Below are 22645 nucleotides of genomic sequence, written 5' to 3' on the forward strand. Positions count from 1 at the left end.
TCACTGTTCTTTTCGATCAGGCAAAACGCACCGAGGCGCTACCGATGCCACCGATATCAACACGCATGGAATCACCCGCCTTGACCGGCTCCAGCGGCACCAGAGAGCCAGACAGAATCACCTCGCCCGCCTTCAGGGCAATGCCGAATTCACCCAGCGTGTTGGCCAGCCAGGTCACGCAATTCACTGGCGAGCCCAGCGCTGCCGCGCCGGCACCGGCGCTGAGTACACTGCCGTTTTTCTCTACCACCATGCCGCAGGTCACCAGATCCACCTTGCGGGGAGACACCGCCTGATCACCCAGTACAAACAGGCCGCAGGAGGCGTTGTCGGCCACCGTGTCCTGAATGGCAATCTTCCAGTCGCGGATGCGAGAATCGACAATCTCGAAGCAGGGCATGACGCACTCCGTGGCAGCCAGTACATCGGCGTTGGTGATGCCCGGTCCGATCAGATCCTTCTTCAGAATGAAGGCGATTTCACCCTCCGCTCTGGGTGCAATCAGACGATCGCTGATGGGCATGACTTCGCCGCTGTTGAACACCATGTCGTCGGTCAGATAGCCGAAGTCTGGCTGGTGAACGTTGAGCATGTTTTGCACGGCTTTACTGGTAACACCGATCTTCTTGCCAATGATGGAAGCCCCGTCTGCGAGACGTCGTTCGAGCATGCGCAGGGAAATGTGGTAGGCATCGTCGATGCTGATGTCCTCTCCCCGGCTGGTCAGCGGCTCTACCGCCTCCCGGCTCAGCATAGCCTGATAAAGCTCATCACCAAGCGCCTGAATTCGTGTCTTCTTCATTATTTTGCTCCTTCCGCCGCTTGATCGGCTTCGTTCAGAAAGTCGTTGACCAGCCGGGCGAAACGGTCGGCATGTTCAATCTGGGTCCAGTGGCCGCAGCGGCCGAACACGTGCAACTGGGCACGATCGATCAGCTCAGCCAGCTTGAGTGAGGCCTCCAGGGGAATCACTTCATCTTCGCGGCCATGGAGGATCAGGGTCTCGTGGGGCAGTGCCCGGATGTCTTCTTCATTGCTCGCCAGGTTGTCGACCCAGCGCTGGCGCGGTGCCGGGAACATGGCGGCAAACGATTCCTGGAAGCCCGGACGGATACTGGCCTGATAGCGCATTTCCGCCAGCTCCTCGGTCAGCAGGCTTTTGTTGAACGCGAATACATCCATCAACCGGCGCATGGTTTCCAGCGAGGGCTGATAGCCCCAGACTTCATCCAGACCTTTGGTGATCGGGAAACTGACACCCACCGACCCCATCAGAACCAGCCGCCGCACACGCTGGGGGTGCTCAATGGCAAGTGCCAGGGCAAGACCGCCACCAAAGGAGTTACCAACCAGGTCAACCTTCTCCAGCCCCAGTTCATCAAGAACACCGATGGCATGCTTCACCCAGCGCTCACGGTTGTAGATTTGATCTTCCGGGCGCTCGCTGTAACCGAAGCCAAGCATATCCGGCGCGATCACACGGCGATGCTTCGCCAGCTCCGGAATTACCAATCGCCAATTAGCCCAGGCAGTCACACCCGGACCGGAGCCGTGGATCATCATCAGGGGAAAACCGCCCTCACCATGATCATGCAGATTGGTCCGGTAGCCGGCAGCGGTAATCTCACGCCCGATCTCCGGGCTGTTTACTGTGGCATTCATGGCTACCTCACAATTTGATGCAGATGTTCTTCATTTCGGTGTAGAACTCCAGGGAGTGAACGCCACCCTCACGCCCGATGCCGGACTGTTTGCTGCCGCCGAAAGGGGTGCGAAGGTCCCTCAGGAACCAGCTGTTCACCCAGATAATCCCGGCTTCAATCTGACCTGCGACCCGGTGCGCCCGGGTGATGTTCTCACTCCAGATCGCAGAGGCCAGGCCATACGGCAGACTGTTAGCCAACTGGATGGCTTCCTCTTCGGTATCGAAGGGGCGGATATGGCAGCAGGGACCGAATATCTCATCGGTAACCACCGCCGAGTCATCTGCCAGGCCGGTCCAGATGGTGGGTTGAACCCAGGCACCGCCGGCCAGTTCTGCCGGCATGTCCGGAACGCCGCCACCGGTCACGACAGTTGCCCCGTCATCCACGGCTTTCTGGTAGTAGGAAAGGACTTTTTCACGATGCTTGAGGCTGACCAGCGGTCCCATATTGGCTTCCGCATCGTCTGGCGGGCCGATTTTCAGGCCTTCCGCCGCTTCTTTCAGTCGGCCGACGAACTCGTCAAAGATCGAACGCTCAACGTAAACCCGCTCAGTACCCAGGCACACCTGGCCACAGTTGGCGAAGGCCGAACGCATGGTGCCCTCGATGGCCTTGTCCATATCGCAGTCCGCGAACACCAGGCCAGCATTCTTGCCACCGAGCTCCAGGGAAATATCCCGGATGCCCTTGGCTGCCGCTTTCATAATGACCTCACCGGTACCGGTTTCGCCGGTAAAGGTGAAACCATCGACCAGTGGATGCTCGGTGAGGTAGGCACCGGCGGAATCACCACCGAAACCATGCACCACGTTGTAGACACCGTCTGGAACACCGGCGTCTTTCATCACTTCGCCCAGAAGGGCGGTGGTGGTCGGGGTTTCTTCCGAAGGTTTGACCACCACCGTATTGCCGCAGGCCAGGGCCGGCCCGACCTTCCAGGTCATCAGCAGCAGTGGCAGGTTCCAGGGGCTGATCACGCCAACCACACCCTTGGGACGGCGTACGGCATAATTCAGTGCACCGGTGCCATCCGGCGTGGGCATTTCAAAAGATTCGGTCGGAACATTCTTGATCATGTCCGCGAACACTTTGAAGTTGGCGGCGCCCCGGGGAATGTCGATGTGGCTGGCCAGGGATTTCGGCTTGCCGGTATCGAGGCATTCCGCTTCCAGGAACTCATCAAAACGGGCATTAATACCATCCGCCACCTTGTGGAGAATGGCGGTACGCTGCTCCAGGGTCATCTTGCCCCAGGGGCCCCGCAATGCGGCCTTGGCGGCCTGCACTGCGGCGTCAACCTCTTCCCTTCCGGCTTCGTGGACCTTGCTGATCACCTTGCCGTTGGCGGGATTGACGTTATCGAACAGCTTGCCACTGGCTGAGCCAACGTAATGCCCGTTGATGTAGTGCTTGATGTCTTTCATTGCTGCTTAGTCCTGTTGAACCAGTGTCGGGTTAGGTCAATACCGTCAGGAAGCGTTCGTTCAGCACGCGATCGTGGTAGAAAATCGCTTTGCCGAGGTCTTCCGCTTTCCAGGTAACCGGCTTATGGTCCGGGTAGTGGTAATCACCGCCACAGAACACTTCGTTGCGGTTACCGGACGGGTCGAAAAAGTAGATGGTCTGCCCGTGGGTCAGACCGTGGCGGGTCGGGCCAATATCGATGGAGGTATCCGTCATGGAGATCAGATCCGCCGCTCGCAGTACGGCTTCCCAGGTGTCCAGGTAGAAGGAAGCGTGGTGGAACTTGCCCTTCTCTTCGTGATGAATGAAGGCCACGTCGTGTTCCTTCATTGAGACAGTCAGGAACTGCGCTACCCGAGTGCCTTCAGGGTCCAACACCTGTTCCGCCAGATGGAAGCCCAATACGTTCACAAAGATATCGTAGACGGCCGCCAACTCAGGGCCGTAGAACAGGCAGTGGTCAAAACGCACGGCTTTCATGCCTTGCAGGCCACGGGGCCAGGCTTCCGGGTTGACGCTGGATACGCCCCACTTGCCGGTGTACTTCTTGTCAGCATAAAGCTCAAAGGCATGACCGGAGGGCACAGTAAAGCGAACACGACGACCGCAGTCTTTCAGCTCTTCCGCCGGTACCTGCTCAACCTCAACACCGTAATCCACAAGGTCTTTTTCCAACTGGTTCAGGGCGGCTTCGTCCACCACCTTGAAGCCCATGAAATCGCAGCCAGGCTCGTCGGCCTGAACCAGAACCACAGAGAATTTGTCGACCTCAGTCCAGGCCTTCAGATACACACGGCCCTGGTCGTCGCGGTCGGTTTCAATCAGACCCAGAAGATCCGTGTAGTGTTTAACGGCTTCATCCATATCGAGAACACGGATCTGAACGTGGCCGGGACGCATTACACCTTTTTTCATGACAGTTACCTCAACGCTTTTGTTGTTGTTTGCTTGCTCGCGAGGCCCGCCGCCGGTTGCGGCAGACACTCAATAATCAGGTCAGTCAGGGGATAGATCCGGCAAGCCAGCACTTCCCCCTGCTCGATGGCCTCGGGCGGAACGTGCGCCTTGCTCATCTTTCCGCACTCGAAATCGCCCTCGACCACCTTGATCTTGCAGTAGCCGCAGCCGCCGCCCCGGCAGCCCACGGGCACGCACTTGAAGCCCTGTTGTTCCATGGCTTTGAGAACACTCTGCCCGTCACCGCAGGCAAAGCTGTCCCCGGTTGTCCGGTTGGTTACCTGGAACCCTCTGCCCATGGTCTACCTCCGGTCAGATCTTCTTGAACAGGGCCGAGCGCTGCGTTTCTTCAGCACCGTCTGCCGCTGTCAGGAACTTCTCCATGAAAATGTCGCGCTCGAATAACCGCCCTTGCATCAGTGCGGTGATAGCCGCATCGATCATGGGAGGGGGGCCGCAAAGGTAAGCCTTGTTACCGGCGAATCGACCGTCGAAGTACTCTTTGGCCGCCTCATGGACATAACCACGGAAGCCCTGCCAGTCGGCGTCGTCCTCCGCCTGGCTCAGTGCCGGTACGTAGGTGAAGTTGTCGTGGTCCCGGTCAAGGGCTTCAAACAGCTCCCGGTTGTACAGCTCAGCCAGGTTACGGGCGCCCTGAAACAGCACAATCCTGCGATCATCGTTCTGCTCCAGCAGGTCCAGAATCATCGACTGAGGACTGGAAAGCCCGGATCCGCCGGCGATGAAAATCAGATCGCCGGGTTGGGAACTACGCACGAAGAACTGGCCATAGGGGCCTGACAGGTTCAGTTCATCGCCGGCTTTCAGCTGTTCATGGATGTAGGTGGTCGCAGCACCGCCCTCAACCATGCGCACATGCAGTTCCACTTCGTCTGCCTTGCCAGGTGGATTGGCCAGAGAAAAAGCGCGGGCGCCATCCACACCGGGCAATTCGATGTTGATGTACTGGCCCGCCTGGAAGGTCATCGGCCGGTCCAGCTTCAGATGCAATCCCTTGATGGTTGGCGACAGCTCGACAATGTCGGTTACGGTGGCGGCATAGTCCTCAACCGGATAGCCCTCAAAATCCGGGTCCACATCAATGTCCGCTTCAATGGTGACATCGCTTTCAACCGTGGCGCAGCAGGCCAGAACCTTGCCCTCGTCACGTTCGATATCCATCAGGGCAAAGGGCGAGGCATCACCAATTTCAACATCACCCTCCAGTACCTGGACCTTGCAGGTCGCGCAGGTGCCATGGCCGCACGCAAAGGGCAGCCAGACACCCTGGCGAAGCGCCGCCTGAAGGATGGTCTGGCCATCTTCCACTTCGATCTGTTCGCCAATGGGCTCGATAGTAACGGTGTGACTCATGGCGCTTACCTCAGGATGCAGAGCCGGCGATGCCGTTCAGCTCAGGGGTGGTCACGGTCAGCATGCTCTTGTGATCGATACCGCTGTCCTTGAGCGAGGCCGACGCATCCGGGGTGAACGGCTCACCATTCAATTGCCACTGTGCATCCAGGAAACTGGCTTTGTTCGCTTCCGGATGGGCCGCTACCGCCGGCTTCAGAACCTCTTCAATAAAGGCACCGAAGGTCATGTCTGGCTGCACCAGAAAAGCGAACGGCGAGCAGTACATCAGGTGATGAGGCCAGTAGAGGTACAGCAGCTGCATGCCGTGGAAGTTCTCAACCTTGTCGCGGGGTTCAAACTTGTAATCGTATAAAGCGTTAACACTCATAATGGTCACCTTGTTGTTTTTGTGGGTGAAACGCCCGGTGCAGGTAACACCGGGCGCATCCCGGATCAGGCTGCGTCTTTGTTGGCGTTTTCTGCCTTCTCATCAGTTGACTTGCCCTTGATCGACAGCCAGCGTTTGTGATCCGGAGACCCGATGTACTCGAAATTGTCCTCGCCGATGTTGATGTGGTAGTACTTCTGCACCACCGTCTCAACGTCTCCACCTTCACAGTTGCCCTGGTAGATCTGGTGTACCGGCAACCAGGCCTGCACATACTTTTCCGGCTCGTCCTTGAAGATGTCGCAGCAACCATCAGAGCAGAAGTGATAGCGCTCACCCTCGTGCTCGATCTGGCGGTGGCTGAGCATGGTCGGATCATCCTTTTCCGTGAAAATGGTCGGGATCTGGCAGACCTGACACAGCTGTGGCAGCGTGTTGTTGTAGAAGCGGCGACCTTCGGCATGCTCCTTCGCCCAGTGCTCGAAGCGCGGACGGTAGTATTTGTCGAAGGTGTCCGGGTACTTCTCGGACAGCCAGTCCAGCTCTTCCTTCTCCGGCATCCAGGTGTGGAAGTTGGTGGCATGACCATACTGGTAGAAGGTGGCCCAGGCCTGGTGGCTTACATGGTTCTTGGCATCGTTGGCGATGTCCTGGTACTTTGGCGGGCGAATGCCATAGCGTTCCAGGTCCTTGAACAGGGCGCCGCCGTTCTGCTCGTAGTACACCTCCCAGGCCTCGGCCCAGGACATGACCCGATTAGGCAGCATGTAGTCCATCATCATGCCCACCAGGCTCAGCAGCCGGAAACCGCGCCAGAACCACTTGTCGATCCACTTCTGGACAATGGGCACGTTGTCTTCATGCTGTTCGAGGATGAACTTGATGACTTCAAGGCCAAGGGTCATGTGCCGTGCTTCATCAGACTGGGCCGAGAAGCCGAAGGTAACGGTGGCCATGTCGCCGTTGTAGGCGGCGCCGGACATGAACGGAACAAACAAGAGGTTGGTCAACACATACTCGAAGGAGAATGAGATCGCCGTCAGGAACTCAAACGGGCCAGCAGAGCGGGCATCGTCGAAGAAAGACTTGGGCACAGACAGGAACCACACCCGGTCGTGCATGTGTGCAGCATCATGCAGACCGTTGAAATGCTTGTTGTAGTGACTCATGGCGTGCTGTTGGGTCTGGGAATGACGCAGCTCGTCAATCGCCTGCATCTGGCAGGCCACCCGGGCACCGGCACCACTGAACTGACGTCCCACCTTCGCATAACCCTGGAAAGCAGCATGCTCCAGGGGAGACACACCACTCAGGAACAGCTTCAACGCGTTTACGTAACGGGCGTCTGAAATGTTCTGGTGGCCATTATTCTGGGCAAAGGCATCGAAAATGGCATACAGCTTTTTCTCTTTCTCGGCCTGGTATTTCCAGTAGGCGTCCATGGTCAGGCGGAACGGATCCTCCCACTGGGCCCAATCAGTAATCTTGATGCCCTCGAACCGCTCTTCCGGGTAGATATCTTCTTTTTTCTGATAGGTCGGCTCCCAGGACATGTCCCGGGTCAGATACTGGTACTTGTCTTTCAGATTCAATTTCTTGTTTTTAACAGCCATGAAAGTTCTCCCGATTATTTCCACTGAAGAATGAAGTGGTCATCGTCTTCGTCGACGTTGCCGCCGATACTGATCACATCAATGAGCATTTCCTGAACATCCCAGTCCCGGCCGAGCTTCTCTTCCATGGTTTCCCGATTGATCACCAGGCGCTTTTCTGCCTGGATCCGGATCATTGCCGGCTGGTGCTGCAATTCGGCTTCCGGGTTGTCTTCCATGATGGCTTCCGCCAGATAGCGGGCGTTGTCGTTGTCCTGAAAAGCAATAAATACGAGCTGACTCATGCGGATACTCCCTGGCTTTGCAGGCTGCATTTCTTAAGGCGGGCGGCAAGTTCTGCGCGGGCTTCATCCAGTGCTTCAATGCCAACAGAGGCTTGTGCCAGTGGTTTGAGGGCGTCGTAGACCTGCGGCTCCCAGGTATCGATCCACTTCTGGAGCATTTCGCGGTTGGCGTCACTTTCACCGGCCACGACTTTCACCATGGCGTTGGTCCAGCGCAGCGACTCCTTGTACCAGTCACGCATGAATTCGGTGAGCATGGAGACATCTTCAGCACCCTGCCCTTCCAGCCATTGATCCATCTTGTCGTAGACCAGTGGGTACAAAATGCCATCCATAAGAATGTTCTGAACGAGGGTCAGCTCAAACCAGTCATCAACAACCAGGGTGTCTTCGACCAGTTTGCGCATGGGCTGCCACAGATTGTCATCCATCCAGTAGCCCTTGGACTCGTCCAGACCCGCACCGGTATTGCCATCAATCATCAGTGCGATTCGTGACAGGTACTGGCCAATACCCAGACGATCCATTCCGGTGTAGATGTGCATCTGCGCTACGGTTGTAGCAGTGGCGTCGCCCGCAATTTTGCTGTTATTCATGTTGGCGCCGAGCTCAACGTGACGCAGGGGGACCAGCAGACGCAGCAGCTTTTTCCGGGTTTCTTCTGGAAGACGTGTCAGCAGGTTTCGCTTCTCGCAAAAACCGAAGCTGCTCTCCGTCGCTTCCTGCATCTTGGCCCGGTTGCCGACATAAGCGCCGTAATAGAACTGGCGCGGATCGGTAACGGCATACCAGTCCTCCATTCGGATAGCGGTGCGCGCGGGATCATTCAGGGTGTGCTCGGAATCCCACATCGGGCGGTAATGGAAATTGGTCTTTGCCTCAATGTCGTAGCTGGCCTCCTGGTAACGGGTAGCCGGCTTGTCACCAAAGCGACGGGCGATGTGGCCATAGGTATGGCGGATGGGTTCCACCGAATTGGTTTTGATTTCGATACTCATATCAACCTTACCGTTTTGTTGTTGTGAAACTGGACGTTGACGGATATTGCCTAGTAACGCTGCCCCCGCTCCCCGAACCGCCACTTGACCATGTCTTCATCAATTTTGCGGATCATGTCGGAGTCCATATGCACAACTTTGTTGTGCTTGCAGAAAATTTCGAAGGCTTCTCTCGGCAGGACGAGCTCGACGAACAGCTCCGGAAAGCCAATGGCGAAGTCGAATTCCACGAACCTGTCACCCGGCTCACTGCGTACCCGGATGTATCGGGTCAGCTCATCGAAGGTTTTGGCGTCAGTCTGGGTCGTCATTGGTTGCCCCATTGTGTTTGTTGTTGGCTGGAGGGGGGAGGAGCAACGGGTGTGCCAAACTCAGAGGAGGGGCGAACAGAATGATCTCAGGCTGTTGTTTTCCAAGTATTTATTTTGTTCGCGGAAGGTGAAAAAAGTGAAGCATTCGAAAGAATATGCCAGCGCGAGGCCAGGCCTTTTTTACTATTTGATCAACTTCCCAGGACTACCTCAGCAAATGCTCAGCTGCCATCAAACCGTCAGACCATTGGCCAGTTTTTCATCATTTGATTGATTTTTGACTTTCATCAGGTGTTATATAGAGCAGCAACTTTTGTTGCCTGTACCCTGAAATTTTATTCCGGGCGTACCCCACCCCATACAACAACAAACGGGGCTCCTGACATGGCAATCAGCTATAAGCCACAGCTGCAATACTTGGATTTTCAGGATCTTACGGAACAGATTCGGTTTCAAAGCACGGAAGGCAAAATCTGGTTTGGCGAACAACGCATGCTCTTGATGCAGGTGTCTGCCATGGCAGCGTTTCGCCGGGAAATGGTCAACACCATCGGTATTGAGCGGGCAAAAGGTTTCTTCCTGCGGCTCGGCTACCAGTCCGGCCTGCGAGATGCCGAGCTTGCCCGCAAGCTCCGCCCTCATTGCAGCGAGCTCGATATATTCCTGGCCGGGCCCCAGCTCCATTCTCTCAAGGGCATGGTGAAAGCCGTCCCCATCGAGATTGATATCGATCAGGAAACGGGTGGCTTTTACGGCGAACTGGACTGGATTGACTCCTTTGAGGTGGAGATCTGCCAGACGGAGCTTGGCCAGATGGACGAGCCCGCCTGCTGGTCCCTGCTGGGATACGCATGCGCTTATACGTCGTCGTTCATGGGACGACAGATCATCTTCAAGGAAGTTACCTGTCGCGGCTGCGGAGATGAGAAATGCCACATCGTGGGCAAACCGGCCGAAGAATGGGAAGACGCTGAAGAATTTATCCAGTATTTCAAAGCAGACCCTATGATCGAGGAGCTCTACGATCTGCAGTCGCAGGTAAGCTCACTCCGCAGCAGTCTTGAGAAGCAGCAGGGACAGTACTACGGGATTGGCCAGTCGGCGTCGTACAACAAGGTCTGCAAAATGATCGACAAGGCCGCACTGGGCAAAGTCTCCGTCCTCTTGCTGGGAGAGACCGGGGTGGGCAAGGAGGTTATTGCCCGTAGCGTTCATCTGCGCAGCGATCGGGCGGAACAACCCTTTGTTGCCGTCAACTGTGCGGCCATACCGCCAGATCTGATTGAAGCGGAACTGTTTGGCGTTGAGAAGGGTGCCTATACCGGCGCAAACCAGTCCCGGCCAGGGCGTTTCGAACGCGCCAATGGCGGCACCATTTTCCTCGACGAAGTGGTAGAACTGACACCTCGAGCTCAGGCAACCTTGCTGCGAGTACTTCAGGAAGGCGAACTGGAACGGGTTGGCGACAATCGCACGCGATCAGTGAACGTGCGGGTGATTGCCGCAACCAACGAAAGTCTTGCCGAGGCAGTCGAGACCGGCAAGTTCCGCGCTGACCTCTACTACCGGCTCAATGTCTTTCCGGTAAAGATTCCGCCATTGCGGGAGCGCCTCGAAGATCTGCCATTACTGGTTGAGCATTTTCTTAACAAGTTCCACTCGGAATACAATAAACGGACCCTGGGGCTTTCAGACAAAGCCCTCGCCCTGTGCCTGAATTACCGCTGGCCAGGCAATATTCGGGAGCTTGAAAACGTAATCGAGCGGGGCGTAATCCTTACTGACAACAACGAATCCATCAGCCAGGACTCACTGTTCGCGGTGTTTCCGGATAACCATTCCGAAAAACCCCATGAGTTCGTTGATGACGAGGGGCATGTGGTGCAGGAGCACGCCTCGTCCAAAGCCAGCGGCTGGGCGGAGCAAATTCTCGGAAATTCGATCAGCCTCGATGAAGTGGAAGAAACGCTTATGCGCAGGGCCATGGAGCAGGCCAGCCAGAACGTTTCCGGAGCAGCCCGAATACTGGGACTCACACGCCCGGCCCTTGCCTACAGGCTGAAAAAATCCGGCATTCTTTCCGAAACCTGAGAGGGGAAAACGGTAGTTCCGCAACACGGATGTTGCGGTTGCCCCACTTCCGCCTTACGAAATAAGCAAACGACCTCCCCGCTTCACCATTTGATTAAAATCAACCTTTCCTATCGGCTGGATACAGCCAGCATCTGCCCCCAATGAAAACCATTTAACCCACTATTTTCAGCAACTTGAAATCATTAATCGCGAGATGGCATACCGGTTGCTCACTCACCGTCAGTCGCTTTTTCACAAAAACAAAGACGGTGACAGAAAATGCAAAATACCCCTCTGCGCTCATGGCGCACTGTCGGCATGGCTATCGCCATAGTCAGCACCTTCTCATTACTGCTTACAGGCTGCGAGGCCCCCCTGGACCTGGAAGCCGTGCGAAAGGTTTCCGAGCTCTCGTCCAAGCGTACGGATTTCTACCAGGCCATGGCCCGGAATCAGGAGGTCATTGTTGTTTCAGGTAACGATGGCGTTCTGCTTACCAGTGAAGACAACGGCACCACCTGGAATCGCCAGACACTGGATTCCACGGCCAGCTTTCTGGCTCTGGATGCCTGCCCTGACAACTCTTTTATCGCGCTGACGTTCAACAACCAGATCTGGCATGGCGATGCTCAGGCAAGAAACTGGCAACCGCATACCCTGCCAAGCCAGGAGCAAATGATGACAGCCGCTTGCGCCCCGGATGGCAGCTGGTGGACGGCCGGCAGTTTTACCACCATCCAGTACAGCACCAATAAAGGCGAGAGCTGGGATGAAAGCTCCCTCGACGAAGACGCCATCATCAACAACCTCCAGTTCCTTAATGAAGACCAGGCGATTGCCACCGGCGAGTACGGCATGATTCTTCGCAGTGACGATGGCGGCCTGAACTGGGATTACGCCGGCTACCTGCCAGAGGAGTTCTACGCCCATACCAGCTACTTCCGTTCCATGGACGAGGGTTGGGTCGGTGGCCTGAATGGCTTCATCTACCACACCACCGACGGCGGCCAGAGCTGGGAACAAATGCCAGCGGAAACCAATGCGCCAGTGTTCGGCTTCATTCCCGGAGATGCCACGCTCTACGCCCTTGCTGACAACGCCACCGTTCTTGAACTGCAGAGCAGCGCCTGGAAGAAAATCTCCGAATCCGACCAGCCCCTCTATCTGCGCACCGGCTTGTTACTCCCCGACCAGAAACTGCTGGTGGCCGGTGGCCGAGGCCTGCTTTTCAACCTTGAAATTCCGATGGCCCTCGCGGCCAGCAAAGACTGAGGATATCGACCATGCCCGGACTGCATCGTTTCACACACCTGCTGCATCTGCTGGAAGTGTGGATATTCAACAACCCCCGCAAGGTACTGTCGGTCATATTCATACTGACACTGGCGTTTGCCCTGCGGATCCCCGGCCTGAAGATCTACACGGATTTCGCAGACCTGCTCCCCCAGCAACACCCGTACATTGAACTTCACAACAGCATCAAGGACAGCTTTGGTGGGGCCAACGTTCTGGTCGTGGGTGTCGAGTTCGAGGAAGGGGACATTTTCACCAATGAAAATCTCGCCCGAATCGACCGTATTACCCAGGCGGTGGACAGCCTGCCCGGGGTCAACCACAACCTCGTTTCCAGTGTCACTCACCGGAATTCCCGGAAAATCTGGTTGACGGAAGTTGGCAGCATCAACTCCGAGCCCTACTACGACTCCACCAGCGGCGAATACTCGCAGCAGGCCCTGGATGCCATGCGTGCTGACGTAGCCGCCAACCCACGAGTTTATGGTCCTCTGGTTTCGCCAGATCTCAGGATGGCACTGGTCAAGGCGCAGCTCATCGAAGGCAAGCTGGACTATGAGGCAACCTTTGCCCAGCTTCAGGAACTCCGGGCTGCAGAAGGTGGTGATGGCGTAACCATCTATGCCACCGGGCAACCGGTTCTCGTGGGCTGGGCCTATACCTATATGGACCAGATCCTCCAGATCTTTATCTTCACAGTGCTGACCATGCTGGCACTGCTCATCTTCCACTTCCGTAAAGCGTACGGTGTGCTTATCCCCCTTGGAGGCGTTCTCATCTCCACCGTGTGGGGACTTGGGATTATCAGTGTACTTGGCTACAACCTGGACCCCCTGGGTCTGGTAATCCCCTTTTTAATTGCAGCGCGGGCCATGAGTCATGGCGTACAACTGGTCGAGCGCTACTATGCCGAAACCCTGGTGCTGGGTAGTGGCCCGAAGGCCGCAAAGGCCACCTTCGACAGCCTGTTCCGGCCGGGCTCTCTGGGGGTTGTCTCCGATGCCATCGGCCTGTCCCTGATCGCTATCGGCTCCATTCCCCTGAATACCCATCTGGGCATCTACGCCTCTCTCTGGGCAATCACCGTGGTGTTTACTGTCCTGATTGGTGTGCCTCTGCTGCTCTCCATTCTGCCAACGCCCGCAAACCCGGAGATTCGGGAAACCGCGTTGCGCCATATCGGCGCCAGCTGCTCCCGTACCGTTACCAGGCCCGGAGCTGCCCGGATCATTCTTGCAGTTGCGGCTATCTCGATGCTTGGCGGGTTGCTGGCCGCGTCCAATGTCCAGATCGGCGATTCAGAGCCAGGCTCCCCCATCCTATACCCGGACCACGATTACAACATCTCCTCCAGGGTGGTGAATGATCGTTTCCCCGGTTCGGAAGAGCTCTACATTGTTGCTGAGACCAGTGAGAAAGGCGGCCTCAAGCGTCCCGAGGTCCTCACAGCCCTCGCTGACCTCCAGGCCCATATGCTGCTGGATCCCGAAGTGGGTGGCAGCAAAGGCCTGCCGGATCTGGTCAAGCAGGTGAATCGCCTGATGCACAACGACGACCCACGCTGGTACCAGATTCCCCACGATGCCGGCTACGTGGGTGGACTGATGTTCACCTACATGGCCTCCAGCCCGGTACCCGGCGCTCTGGATGAGTTCAACGACACCGACGATCGCGTCGCCAACCTGGTGTTCTATTACAAGGATCGCCAGGGTGAAACCATCCGCCGCGCCATCCATATGGCCAAAGAGTGGATTGCCGAGAACGGGGACAGCGTCGAGGGCCTGACCATCCGGCTGGCCGGCGGTACTCTTGGTGTCGCCGCAGCCATGAACGAATCCGCATTCGAGACCAACGTGATCGTTTTGCCGCTGGTATTCCTGCTCATCTTCGCCTTCGTGATGCTGTTCTACACCTCCTGGCATGCAGGGCTGATGATGCTGCTGGCCATGCTGTTTGCGACCACGCTGACCTATGCCTACATGGGATTGAACGGTCTCAGCATCGACATCAACACGGTGCCCGTTATAGCTGTCGGCATCGGTGTGGGCATCGATTACTCCATCTACATGATGGACAGAATCCGGGAAGAAATGGCCAAGTGCGGAGACCTGAGAGAATCAGTCCGTCGCGCAATCTCAACCACCGGTATGGCTATCAGTTTCACCGCGCTGACCCTGATGGCCGGCATCATCATGTGGGTCATCTTCTCAAATCTTCGCTTCCAGTCCGATGCAGCACTGCTGCTATGCGTAATGATCGTCATCAACGGCTTAGCCGCCATGTTGCTCGTACCGTCCTGGGTGCTTGCCTTTAGACCCCGCTTTATCACCGACGTTTACGCCGATGAGGACGGAATCCTGCATTCGGATCAAAACGAAACCAGATCAGCTCCATCCCCTGTTTTGGCGGCAAGACAGGACGATGGGTTTGTGACGGGAGCACCGTACCAGGCCTGAACCCGGTACATCGCCCCATTAAAACCTGTAACGAGGACATGCCATGCAAACAACAATAAAAGGCCTGAGATTCTGGTGCTGCACCCTTGCGGGTAGTGCCGGCCTGGCGCTGTTACCAATAACCACTGCAGTTGCTGCGGAAGATACCCGCGTCAACGGCTTTTACGAGAATGCGACCTACGGCCGGGAGGGAGTTGGCCTCTCCAAGTTCCGTAACACCCTGCAACTGGAAGGCGAGAAGAAACTGGGAGACGTTGGCATTTTCAGCAATGTGTCCGTCAACGGCACCCTACGCGGCACCTATGACGGTGTCTACGATCTGAACAAGGATGAATACGGACGCACCGCCGGGGGCTCCATCCTGCTGGAAGATACTGCGCCAGCGCCTAACCCCGCGGAATTTGTGCCTCACGGCGGCGGTATCGTGCCCACACCAAACTTCGGTTTTGATATCAATCAAAATCCGAACGACGGCATGATCGTGCTGGGTGAAAACCTGCACTCCCAGGATGGCGGCGTCGGTTTCGGCGTGCCGGTTCGGCCCTGCGATGTCGACGACCGGGGCTGTATTGATGACTACCTGGATAAAGACCTGAATGAGCTCCGCTTCCAGGAATTCAATGATCGGGCGGACTTCATCCGTGAGCTCTATGTCGATTTCGATCTGAACTTTGACAGCGGCAACGTGCTGAGTACCCGACTGGGTAAACAGCAGGTCATCTGGGGACGGACAGACCTGTTCCGGGTACTGGATGTTATCAACCCGGTGGACTTTTCCCGCAATAATATCTATGACGAGCTGGAAGATATCCGTATTCCCATGTGGATTCTCCGTTCCGACTATCGCATGGGCCCCACCGAAGTGTTCGATGGCTTCGCATTCGACGATTTGAACTTTCAGGTGGTCTGGAACTTCGATCAGTTCCGCCCCCATGATATTGGCCAGTGTGGCCAGCCCAACGTAATCCTGGACGCAGGCTGCTTCTTCCGCGGCATGAACAACCTCTGGGAGAACGGCGGTACCGTTGCCAACTTCGCCAACGGAAGCATTGCGACCGACTTTGGCCCGGGGCAGATCGGCATCCGCGAAGCCCACATGCCAAGCTGGAGCCTTTCCAACACTCAGCTCGGCCTGAAGCTGGAAGGCGTTTACGGTGACCTGGGTTTCTCCCTGAACGCGCTGACCTATCGCTCCCAGCTGCCTTCACTGCGCGGCGGTATTCCGGCTGAAAATGCCTTCACTGGAGATACCGCAGTGTGGCCAAGCCTGATCGCTTTCGATATCCACTTCCCCCGGGTCAACCTGGTGGGTGGATCAGTGGACTACTACTCCCAGGGAATTGATACCGTGTTCCGGGTTGAAACCGCTTACACCTCCGGTGAGGAGTTCGCCAACACCCTTCGTGAGAAGCTGTACTCCGAGTCCGATGTTGTGCGCTATGTGGTCGGTGCCGACAAGAACATCTTCATTCCCGCCCTGAACGAATATCAGGCCTTCCTGTTCTCCGGACAGATCTTCGGCCAGCACATTCTTGATCACGAGCGCGAGCAGCGCCTGCTGGGCGAAGCTGGCATTCCTGATTGGGAACAGAACTGGATTGCGACCCTGCTGATCAAGGGTTTCTACATGAATGGCCGCCTGAGCCCGCAGATCATTACCGCCCATGATGTCCGTGCCCAGGCAACTGCGGTTGCACCGTCAATCGAATGGCTGGTCAACGACAACTTCAAGCTCACAGCCGGCGCGAACTTCAAAGTGGGCGATGGTGCCCGCAAATTCGACGATTGCCGTAGCTGTAACCCCTGGGACCCGTTCACCGCCGTCTACCCGGGCCAGCCTGCTGGCGAATCTGCCGGCCTGTCCGGTTATGAGCCACTCGGCCGCTTCCAGTCAGGCCCCATCGGCATGGCCCAGAAAGAAGACGAAATCCAGCTGACTGCACGTTACAGCTTCTGATAACGAGGAATCAAAATGACTACGACAAAGAAGAAATCCGTTTTTCGATTGCTGATAGCAGGCTGTACAGCCGGCCTGATGTCGACAGCTCCCCTGGCTGATGAGGCAGTAATCACCAACTCGTTCTTCCCCTACAACAGCGAAACACCGAGCTTCGAGGGTCTGACGGCCGGAACGGTGATTAACCAAAACAATGTCGCCCAGTTCAAAGACGCCATTGATCCGGCATTCTACGGTTTTATCGAGAATGGCATGACTACCATCACCGTAGGCGAAACCACCTCCTTCGATCTGCACCCCAACTACGTTGAAGCATCCCGTGCTTCCCTTGGCCAGGTTGCGCTCGGCGACGACGTAGGTGAGATCAGCGGCTGGAAGGCTGGCCGACCGTTTCCCGAAGAACCGGACGCCAACGACCCCAGAGCCGGCGAAAAACTGGCCTGGAACTACAAGTACGGCTACAACTGGGGCGACAGCGCGGCCATCTACCCCTTCTACTGGAAGTATCGGGACATGGACTCCGGCAAAGTAGAGCGGACCATCAAGTTCAACTTTCACTTCCTGAACTACAAGGGCCGTGTAATCCAGGAACCGACACCGGAAATCACCCCGAACCCCTCCGACCTGTTCCGTGCTATTTACGTTCAGGTTCTGGACCCTGCCGATGTGCGTAATACCCAGTTGCTGATTCACCGGGCGGCGGATGATCTCAAGCGGGACAACTCCTGGCTTTATCTGGGCTTCCAGCGCCGGGTACGCCGTTTGGCCACAGGTCAGGTCACCGATGCGTTCCTCGGCTCTGATCTGATGATCGAGGATTTCGAAGGCTATAACGGTCGTATTTCAGACATGAACTGGACCTACAAAGGTACTCGCTACATGCTGATGCCGTTCTACAACCACAATGACCTGACACTCGATTCCGAAACCCACAGCGACAGCGATGGTTACCAGGTTGTGTCGTTCAGTGGCCAAGGCGGTTGCTTCCCGGATATTACCTGGCAGCTGCGTAAGGTTTACGAGGTTGAGGCTGTTCCGGTGGATGAGAGTCATCCGCTGTCAAAGCGTGTTCACTACATGGATGCCCAGACTTTCACTATTCCCCGCACCGTGTCCTATGACCGCAAAGGCAGTTTGTGGAAGACCTTTACCATTGGCCAGGCACACCCTGACTACCACCTGCCGAAGAATAAAGGCAGCGGTGTTTCCATCGATGACAGCTTCAGCATGATCGATGTTCAGGCCAGCCACTGCACCACCGGCCAGTTCAAGGGTCAGGTTGATCCTGAGCTGTCTCCACCCCAGATGTTCAACGTTCAGCACCTCCGCGCAACCGGAAGCTGATCCCGCGATCATCGTTGCTCCTCTATTGGGCTCGCTTTTGCGGGCCCCTTTTTTGGACTACTGAGGATATCGAACATGACCGATAACCCATCATCCACCAGCGAGCAAAGTTCATTGGACCCCCTGACGGTTGTCGTCTCCCGGCGGGTCAAAAAAGGCAATCAGGAAGCCTTTGAGGCTCTGAGCAGTAAAATGACCGAACGGGCGTCCCGTTTTCCGGGGTATCTCGGTACCGCCATGTTTCGGCCCGCTTCGCCGGACGACCCGGAATACCGCATCGTTTTCAAGTTCCGGGATCGGGAAGCACTGGCGGCATGGGAAGCGTCCGAAGAGAGAGCAGAGTTGCTCGAGCAAATTGAGAGCCTGCTGGTACAACCGAGTGAGCGGGAAGTCACTTCGGGCATTGTCACCTGGTTTACATTGCCAGGCCAGAACCCGGTCAAGCCGCCACCCAAATGGAAGATGACCATCGTCAGCTGGCTCGCGCTCTATCCGGCGGTCACTCTGGTGTTCATACTGTTTGGCGACTGGCTGGCACAGATACCGTTGTTAATCAGGACACTGATGGTGACGGTTGTGGTGATGGTTCTGATGAGTTATGTGCTGATGCCGAGAATGACCCGGTGGTTTGCGTTCTGGTTGTTTCCTGACAAGAAACGAAGCAGCAGGTAACGTTTTGAAGGCTTGGCCTGCGCAGCTCTCCCGATTTCCAAGGTACAGGGAGCGCTAAAAAAACGCCTTCCGTGGCCTCAGTTAGCTGATTATCCTATCAACCAGTGCGAACACAACTCTTGCTCAAGCATGAAACCAACGCGTTCACTTACTATTGGCACCGACGCTGGATTGGTTTCGCGATTTTGCCAATCACTTTCAGCGACAAGTCACTACGAGGCGTAATACAACAAGCGAGGACCTGGCGTCGCACCAGAGACTCTTCATCAACGTGGGCCTTGCTCATTGCCCGTGCCGTGAACTCGCCCTCAAGAACCTCCACTTTGCAGACCCCGCAACCACCACCGCGACAGCCAACCTGAATGCCTTTTTTTCCCGCACCAATCATGCACTCCAGAACGTTTTGGCCTGGGTGGCAGGTAAAATCCAGTTCCAGTTCCTCAAGATGTACCCGATACCGCATATCGAGCCTCCTTCCTGTTATTGTTGTACTCAAAGGCCGGAACAGGCGCCTCTGAAGTGCCCCTGTTTCCGGGCCAATGTCTCAGGTTACTACGGTCAGAAAGCTTTCCCTGGCAATGTTGTCCTGAGAGAACTGAGCCGGGCCCATCTGGGAGGTATCCCAGGTCAGAGTCGGGGTATCCGGGTAGTGCACGTAACCGCCGGAAAAAACCTCATTGCGGTTTCCTGACGGATCGAAGTAATAGATTGTATTGCCTCGGGTAACGCCGTGGCGATTGGGCCCCACGTCCACCGGTATCCGGTACTTCCCGATCATATCTGCGGCATGGATAACATCCGTGGCCGATTCAAGCAGGAACGATACGTGGTGGAATCGGCCGGGCTCCGGCTGGATCACAAACGCCACGTCGTGGGGTTTGGTGGAGCAGGTCAGGAACATCGCGAGTGAATCACGGCTCTCTTCATCCTCAATCCGCTCACTCAGGTCGAAATCAAAGACTTCCTGGAACAGGCGGCCGCACTCGTCGATATTCGGCCCACCAAGCAGGCAGTGATCCAGGCGATTGATCCGGAATCCCCTGATAACCCCCTCATCCGGCATAACGCCCGGATTGCGGGTACCGAGGGTATTACCAATCTGCGCCTTCTCGGCATAAAGCTGCATCCGGTGTCCGGAGGGCAGGAAAAACTCAAGCCGGCGACCACTCTTTGGGTAAACCCCGGCATCTATCCGGGACACGTCCAGCCCGAACGCCTGAATTCTCGGTTCAAGATCGGTCAGAGTCTGATCGTCATAGACCTTGAAAGCCACGTAATCCAGACCGGCTTCATCGGCCTCCCGCAGAACAATGGAGTGGTGGTCATGCTCATCCCACGCCTTGCAGTAGATTTTCCGGTCTTCTTCATCACTCATAACCTCAATCAGGCCCATGCGATCCACGTAATGCGTGCGGGCCGCAGCCAGGTCGAGGACGCGTATGCAGACTTCTCCGAGACGCAGAATTCCTCTGAGTGCCATGTTCCACCTCTTGTTATTGTGATTCAGTGTTGATAGATCGGCTACAAAGAGAGCCTGGTTTCAGGCTCTTAACTTGCCACCGCTTTAAGCAATCCGCGTTCTTTCGCCATAGTCATGGCGGTATCGTCGATCATGTCTTCCTGGCCACCGATCATTTTCTTGCGACCCAGTTCAACCAGAATGTCCCGTGCCGGAACGCCATACCGTTCAGCAGCACGTTTGGCTGGCAGCAGGAACGTTGAATACACGCCGGCGTAACCCAGGGCCAGGGATTCCCGGTCAACCCGGACAATATGGTCCATCATCGGAACGATGATCTCCTCGGCCACATCGGTCAGCTTGAAGACGTCAACGCCGGTTTCGATGCCCATCCGTTCACACACCGCAGCAAACACTTCCAGCGGCGTGTTACCCGCTCCGGCACCCAGTCCCGCCACCGATCCGTCGATGCGTGTCGCTCCGGCGTCAATGGCGGCAATGGAGTTGGCGATGCCCAAACCAAGGTTGTGGTGGCCATGGAAACCGATCTCCGTCTCCGGCTTGAGCACATTCCGAAGCGCCTCTACCCGGGCCTTAACATCCGCCGGCAGCATATAGCCGGCGGAGTCGGTGATATATACGGTTTGGGCACCGTAGGATTCCATCAGTTTGCCCTGCTCTGCCAGCCCTTTCGGGTCGTTGAGATGGGCCATCATCAGAAAGCCGGTGGTGTCCATTCCGAGTTCCCGGGCACAGGCAATGTGCTGCGGCGAGGTGTCAGCTTCAGTGCAATGAGTTGCCACATGCACACTGCCGGCACCGGCCTGATAGGCCGACCTGAGCTCATCCATCGTGCCCAGGCCCGGGATCAGCAATACCGACACCTTCGCCTGTTTCATCTGCGAGGAGACGGCACCGATATATTCCTCATTGCTCGCCAGCGCAAAACCGTGCTGCAAGGAGTTACCACCCAGGCCTGCGCCATGGGTGACCTGCAGGTAGGGCACACCCGCGTCATCCATCGCGGTTGCCACCTTGACCATCTGTTCAACCGAAATCTGCTCACGCTTGGCGTGCATGCCGTCGCGAAGGCACATGTCGTGCAGGATTACTTTCCGGCCTTTCAGATCGCCGGGGATCATTGAATGGGTCATTACGCCACCTCCACGGGCTGGGGCTTGAACGTGCCCTCTATCATTTCCTGGGCGAACATCTCCGCCGTGCGGGTTGCTGCAGCTGTCATGATGTCCAGATTGCCGGCGTACTTGGGCAGGTAGTCGCCCAGCCCCTCAACCTCCATGAACACCGTGACTCGTTTGTCTTCGAACACCGGGCCATTAACCAGCCGATAGCCGGGCACGTATTTCTGTACTTCCCTGATCATCGCCAGCACCGATGTGGTGATGGACTGCTTTTCCGGCATTTCGTCGGTGAGGCAGGAGATGGTGTTGCGCATGATCATCGGCGGCTCGGCCGGGTTGATCACTGCCAGGGCCTTGCCCCGGCGGGCACCCCCCACCTTGGTCAACGCGTTGGAGGTGGTGTAGGTGAACTCATCGAGGTTGGCCCGGGTGCCCGGACCGATGGAGCGAGAAGCCAGAGTGGCGACGATCTCGGCATAGTCCACCGGTTGCACCTGTGACACGGCTTTGACGATGGGAATCGTTGCCTGCCCTGCACAGGAAATCATGTTCACATTCATTTCGTACTTGTCGGTATGCTCTTTGAGATTGACCGGCGGCACACACAACGGACCGATGGCCGCCGGCGTCAGGTCGATCATCAGCACACCCAGTGCGTTGAGTTTTCGGCTGTTTTCGGCATGGACGTAAGCACTGGTCGCATCAAAGGCGATCTGGATGCCGTCTTCTTCGACATGAGGCAGAAGACCATCAACGCCTTCCGCAGTGGTTTTCAGGCCCATCTCCTGAGCCCGTTTCAGTCCTTCCGATTCGGGATCAATACCCACCATCCACACCGGTTCGAGGTATTCACTGCGCTGGATCTTGTAAATCAGATCCGTGCCAATGTTTCCTGAACCGATCAAGGCACACTTTATCTTTTTCATGATTCAATCCTCTGCCTTGTTCAATTCCGCATCAGCGGCTTGCTGTGCCTTGAGGGCCGGAGCAACCCCCGCCACATAGAATTCTGCGCTCCGATGTTCCGTGATCAGAATCCGGACAGACTCCGCACGGACGCCCAGGCTGGACGTGATCGCGTCGGTAATGGCCTTGGCCGCACCCGATTTCTGCTCGGTGGTGCGACCTTCCAGCAAATGCATTTCGATAATGGGCATGATCCTGCTCCTTTT

At 56.4% G+C, this 22645-nt stretch carries 22 protein-coding genes; 6 read left to right on the plus strand and 16 right to left on the minus strand.

All coding sequences use genetic code 11. The annotated features are described in order from the left end of the window. Positions 1–16 precede the first annotated feature (16 nt). The 11 genes from dmpE to CLH62_RS09640 form a co-directional block, all read right to left on the minus strand. Complete coding sequence (gene dmpE, locus CLH62_RS09590; protein ID WP_099617940.1) at positions 17–802, minus strand: 2-oxopent-4-enoate hydratase; 786 nt, start codon at positions 800–802, stop codon at positions 17–19. Continuing rightward, positions 802–1662 (minus strand): alpha/beta fold hydrolase, encoded by an 861-nt coding sequence (locus CLH62_RS09595; RefSeq protein ID WP_099617941.1) that lies wholly within the window; start codon positions 1660–1662, stop codon positions 802–804. The genes dmpE and CLH62_RS09595 overlap by 1 nt, the downstream gene beginning before the upstream one ends. Positions 1663–1669: 7 nt before the next feature. Next, the gene (locus CLH62_RS09600; RefSeq protein ID WP_099617942.1) at positions 1670–3130 is read right to left on the minus strand and encodes a 2-hydroxymuconic semialdehyde dehydrogenase; all 1461 of its coding nucleotides are present in this window, start codon (positions 3128–3130) and stop codon (positions 1670–1672) included. 31 nt (positions 3131–3161) lie between these two features. Further along, positions 3162–4085: a catechol 2,3-dioxygenase gene (locus CLH62_RS09605; protein WP_099617943.1), complete on the minus strand. Its 924-nt coding sequence runs from the start codon at positions 4083–4085 to the stop codon at positions 3162–3164. A gap of 5 nt (positions 4086–4090) precedes the next feature. Further along, complete coding sequence (locus tag CLH62_RS09610; RefSeq protein WP_099617944.1) at positions 4091–4426, minus strand: 2Fe-2S iron-sulfur cluster-binding protein; 336 nt, start codon at positions 4424–4426, stop codon at positions 4091–4093. Between the two features lie 13 nt (positions 4427–4439). Next, on the minus strand, positions 4440–5501 hold the full coding sequence (locus CLH62_RS09615) for an NADH:ubiquinone reductase (Na(+)-transporting) subunit F (protein WP_099617945.1): 1062 nt from the start codon (positions 5499–5501) through the stop codon (positions 4440–4442). A gap of 10 nt (positions 5502–5511) precedes the next feature. Then, a complete protein-coding gene (locus CLH62_RS09620; RefSeq protein ID WP_099617946.1) occupies positions 5512–5871 on the minus strand; it encodes a phenol hydroxylase subunit P4 in 360 nt (119 codons plus the stop codon). Between the two features lie 65 nt (positions 5872–5936). Continuing rightward, complete coding sequence (locus CLH62_RS09625) at positions 5937–7484, minus strand: aromatic/alkene/methane monooxygenase hydroxylase/oxygenase subunit alpha (protein WP_099617947.1); 1548 nt, start codon at positions 7482–7484, stop codon at positions 5937–5939. Between the two features lie 14 nt (positions 7485–7498). Next, positions 7499–7768 (minus strand): MmoB/DmpM family protein, encoded by a 270-nt coding sequence (locus CLH62_RS09630; protein WP_099617948.1) that lies wholly within the window; start codon positions 7766–7768, stop codon positions 7499–7501. Further along, complete coding sequence (locus CLH62_RS09635) at positions 7765–8766, minus strand: aromatic/alkene monooxygenase hydroxylase subunit beta (RefSeq protein WP_099617949.1); 1002 nt, start codon at positions 8764–8766, stop codon at positions 7765–7767. The genes CLH62_RS09630 and CLH62_RS09635 overlap by 4 nt, the downstream gene beginning before the upstream one ends. 50 nt (positions 8767–8816) lie before the next feature. Beyond that, on the minus strand, positions 8817–9077 hold the full coding sequence (locus CLH62_RS09640; RefSeq protein WP_099617950.1) for a phenol hydroxylase subunit: 261 nt from the start codon (positions 9075–9077) through the stop codon (positions 8817–8819). A gap of 384 nt (positions 9078–9461) precedes the next feature. Here CLH62_RS09640 and CLH62_RS09645 point away from each other — a divergent pair, with 384 nt between their 5' ends. From CLH62_RS09645 to CLH62_RS09670, 6 genes are all read left to right on the plus strand, one after another. Further along, positions 9462–11168, plus strand: coding sequence for a sigma-54-dependent Fis family transcriptional regulator (locus CLH62_RS09645; protein WP_099617951.1), 1707 nt, complete (start codon positions 9462–9464; stop codon positions 11166–11168). 261 nt (positions 11169–11429) lie between these two features. Further along, the gene (locus tag CLH62_RS09650; RefSeq protein ID WP_099617952.1) at positions 11430–12422 is read left to right on the plus strand and encodes a WD40/YVTN/BNR-like repeat-containing protein; all 993 of its coding nucleotides are present in this window, start codon (positions 11430–11432) and stop codon (positions 12420–12422) included. 11 nt (positions 12423–12433) lie between these two features. Continuing rightward, on the plus strand, positions 12434–14899 hold the full coding sequence (locus tag CLH62_RS09655; protein ID WP_099617953.1) for an efflux RND transporter permease subunit: 2466 nt from the start codon (positions 12434–12436) through the stop codon (positions 14897–14899). 43 nt (positions 14900–14942) lie between these two features. Continuing rightward, complete coding sequence (locus tag CLH62_RS09660) at positions 14943–16856, plus strand: DUF1302 family protein (RefSeq protein WP_099617954.1); 1914 nt, start codon at positions 14943–14945, stop codon at positions 16854–16856. A gap of 15 nt (positions 16857–16871) precedes the next feature. After that, on the plus strand, positions 16872–18200 hold the full coding sequence (locus CLH62_RS09665) for a DUF1329 domain-containing protein (RefSeq protein ID WP_099617955.1): 1329 nt from the start codon (positions 16872–16874) through the stop codon (positions 18198–18200). A gap of 75 nt (positions 18201–18275) precedes the next feature. Continuing rightward, positions 18276–18872 (plus strand): antibiotic biosynthesis monooxygenase, encoded by a 597-nt coding sequence (locus CLH62_RS09670; RefSeq protein WP_099617956.1) that lies wholly within the window; start codon positions 18276–18278, stop codon positions 18870–18872. A gap of 151 nt (positions 18873–19023) precedes the next feature. Here the strand turns inward: CLH62_RS09670 and CLH62_RS09675 are convergent, their stop codons facing one another. The 5 genes from CLH62_RS09675 to CLH62_RS09695 all read right to left on the minus strand — a co-directional run bounded on the left by CLH62_RS09675 (position 19024) and on the right by CLH62_RS09695 (position 22633). Continuing rightward, complete coding sequence (locus tag CLH62_RS09675; protein ID WP_099617957.1) at positions 19024–19335, minus strand: 2Fe-2S iron-sulfur cluster-binding protein; 312 nt, start codon at positions 19333–19335, stop codon at positions 19024–19026. Between the two features lie 81 nt (positions 19336–19416). Beyond that, positions 19417–20352 carry a catechol 2,3-dioxygenase gene (locus tag CLH62_RS09680; protein ID WP_099617958.1) on the minus strand — a complete coding sequence of 312 codons (936 nt, stop codon included), beginning with the start codon at positions 20350–20352 and terminating at the stop codon, positions 19417–19419. Positions 20353–20420: 68 nt separating this feature from the next. Continuing rightward, positions 20421–21485, minus strand: a complete 1065-nt coding sequence (dmpG, locus tag CLH62_RS09685) for a 4-hydroxy-2-oxovalerate aldolase (protein ID WP_228152818.1) — start codon at positions 21483–21485, stop codon at positions 20421–20423. Next, positions 21485–22399, minus strand: a complete 915-nt coding sequence (locus CLH62_RS09690) for an acetaldehyde dehydrogenase (acetylating) (protein WP_099617959.1) — start codon at positions 22397–22399, stop codon at positions 21485–21487. The genes dmpG and CLH62_RS09690 overlap by 1 nt, the downstream gene beginning before the upstream one ends. Before the next feature lie 3 nt (positions 22400–22402). Then, positions 22403–22633: a tautomerase family protein gene (locus CLH62_RS09695; RefSeq protein ID WP_265734809.1), complete on the minus strand. Its 231-nt coding sequence runs from the start codon at positions 22631–22633 to the stop codon at positions 22403–22405. Positions 22634–22645 lie beyond the last annotated feature (12 nt).

The organism is Marinobacter guineae (assembly GCF_002744735.1).
In the GTDB taxonomy this organism is placed as follows: Bacteria; Pseudomonadota; Gammaproteobacteria; order Pseudomonadales; family Oleiphilaceae; genus Marinobacter; species Marinobacter guineae.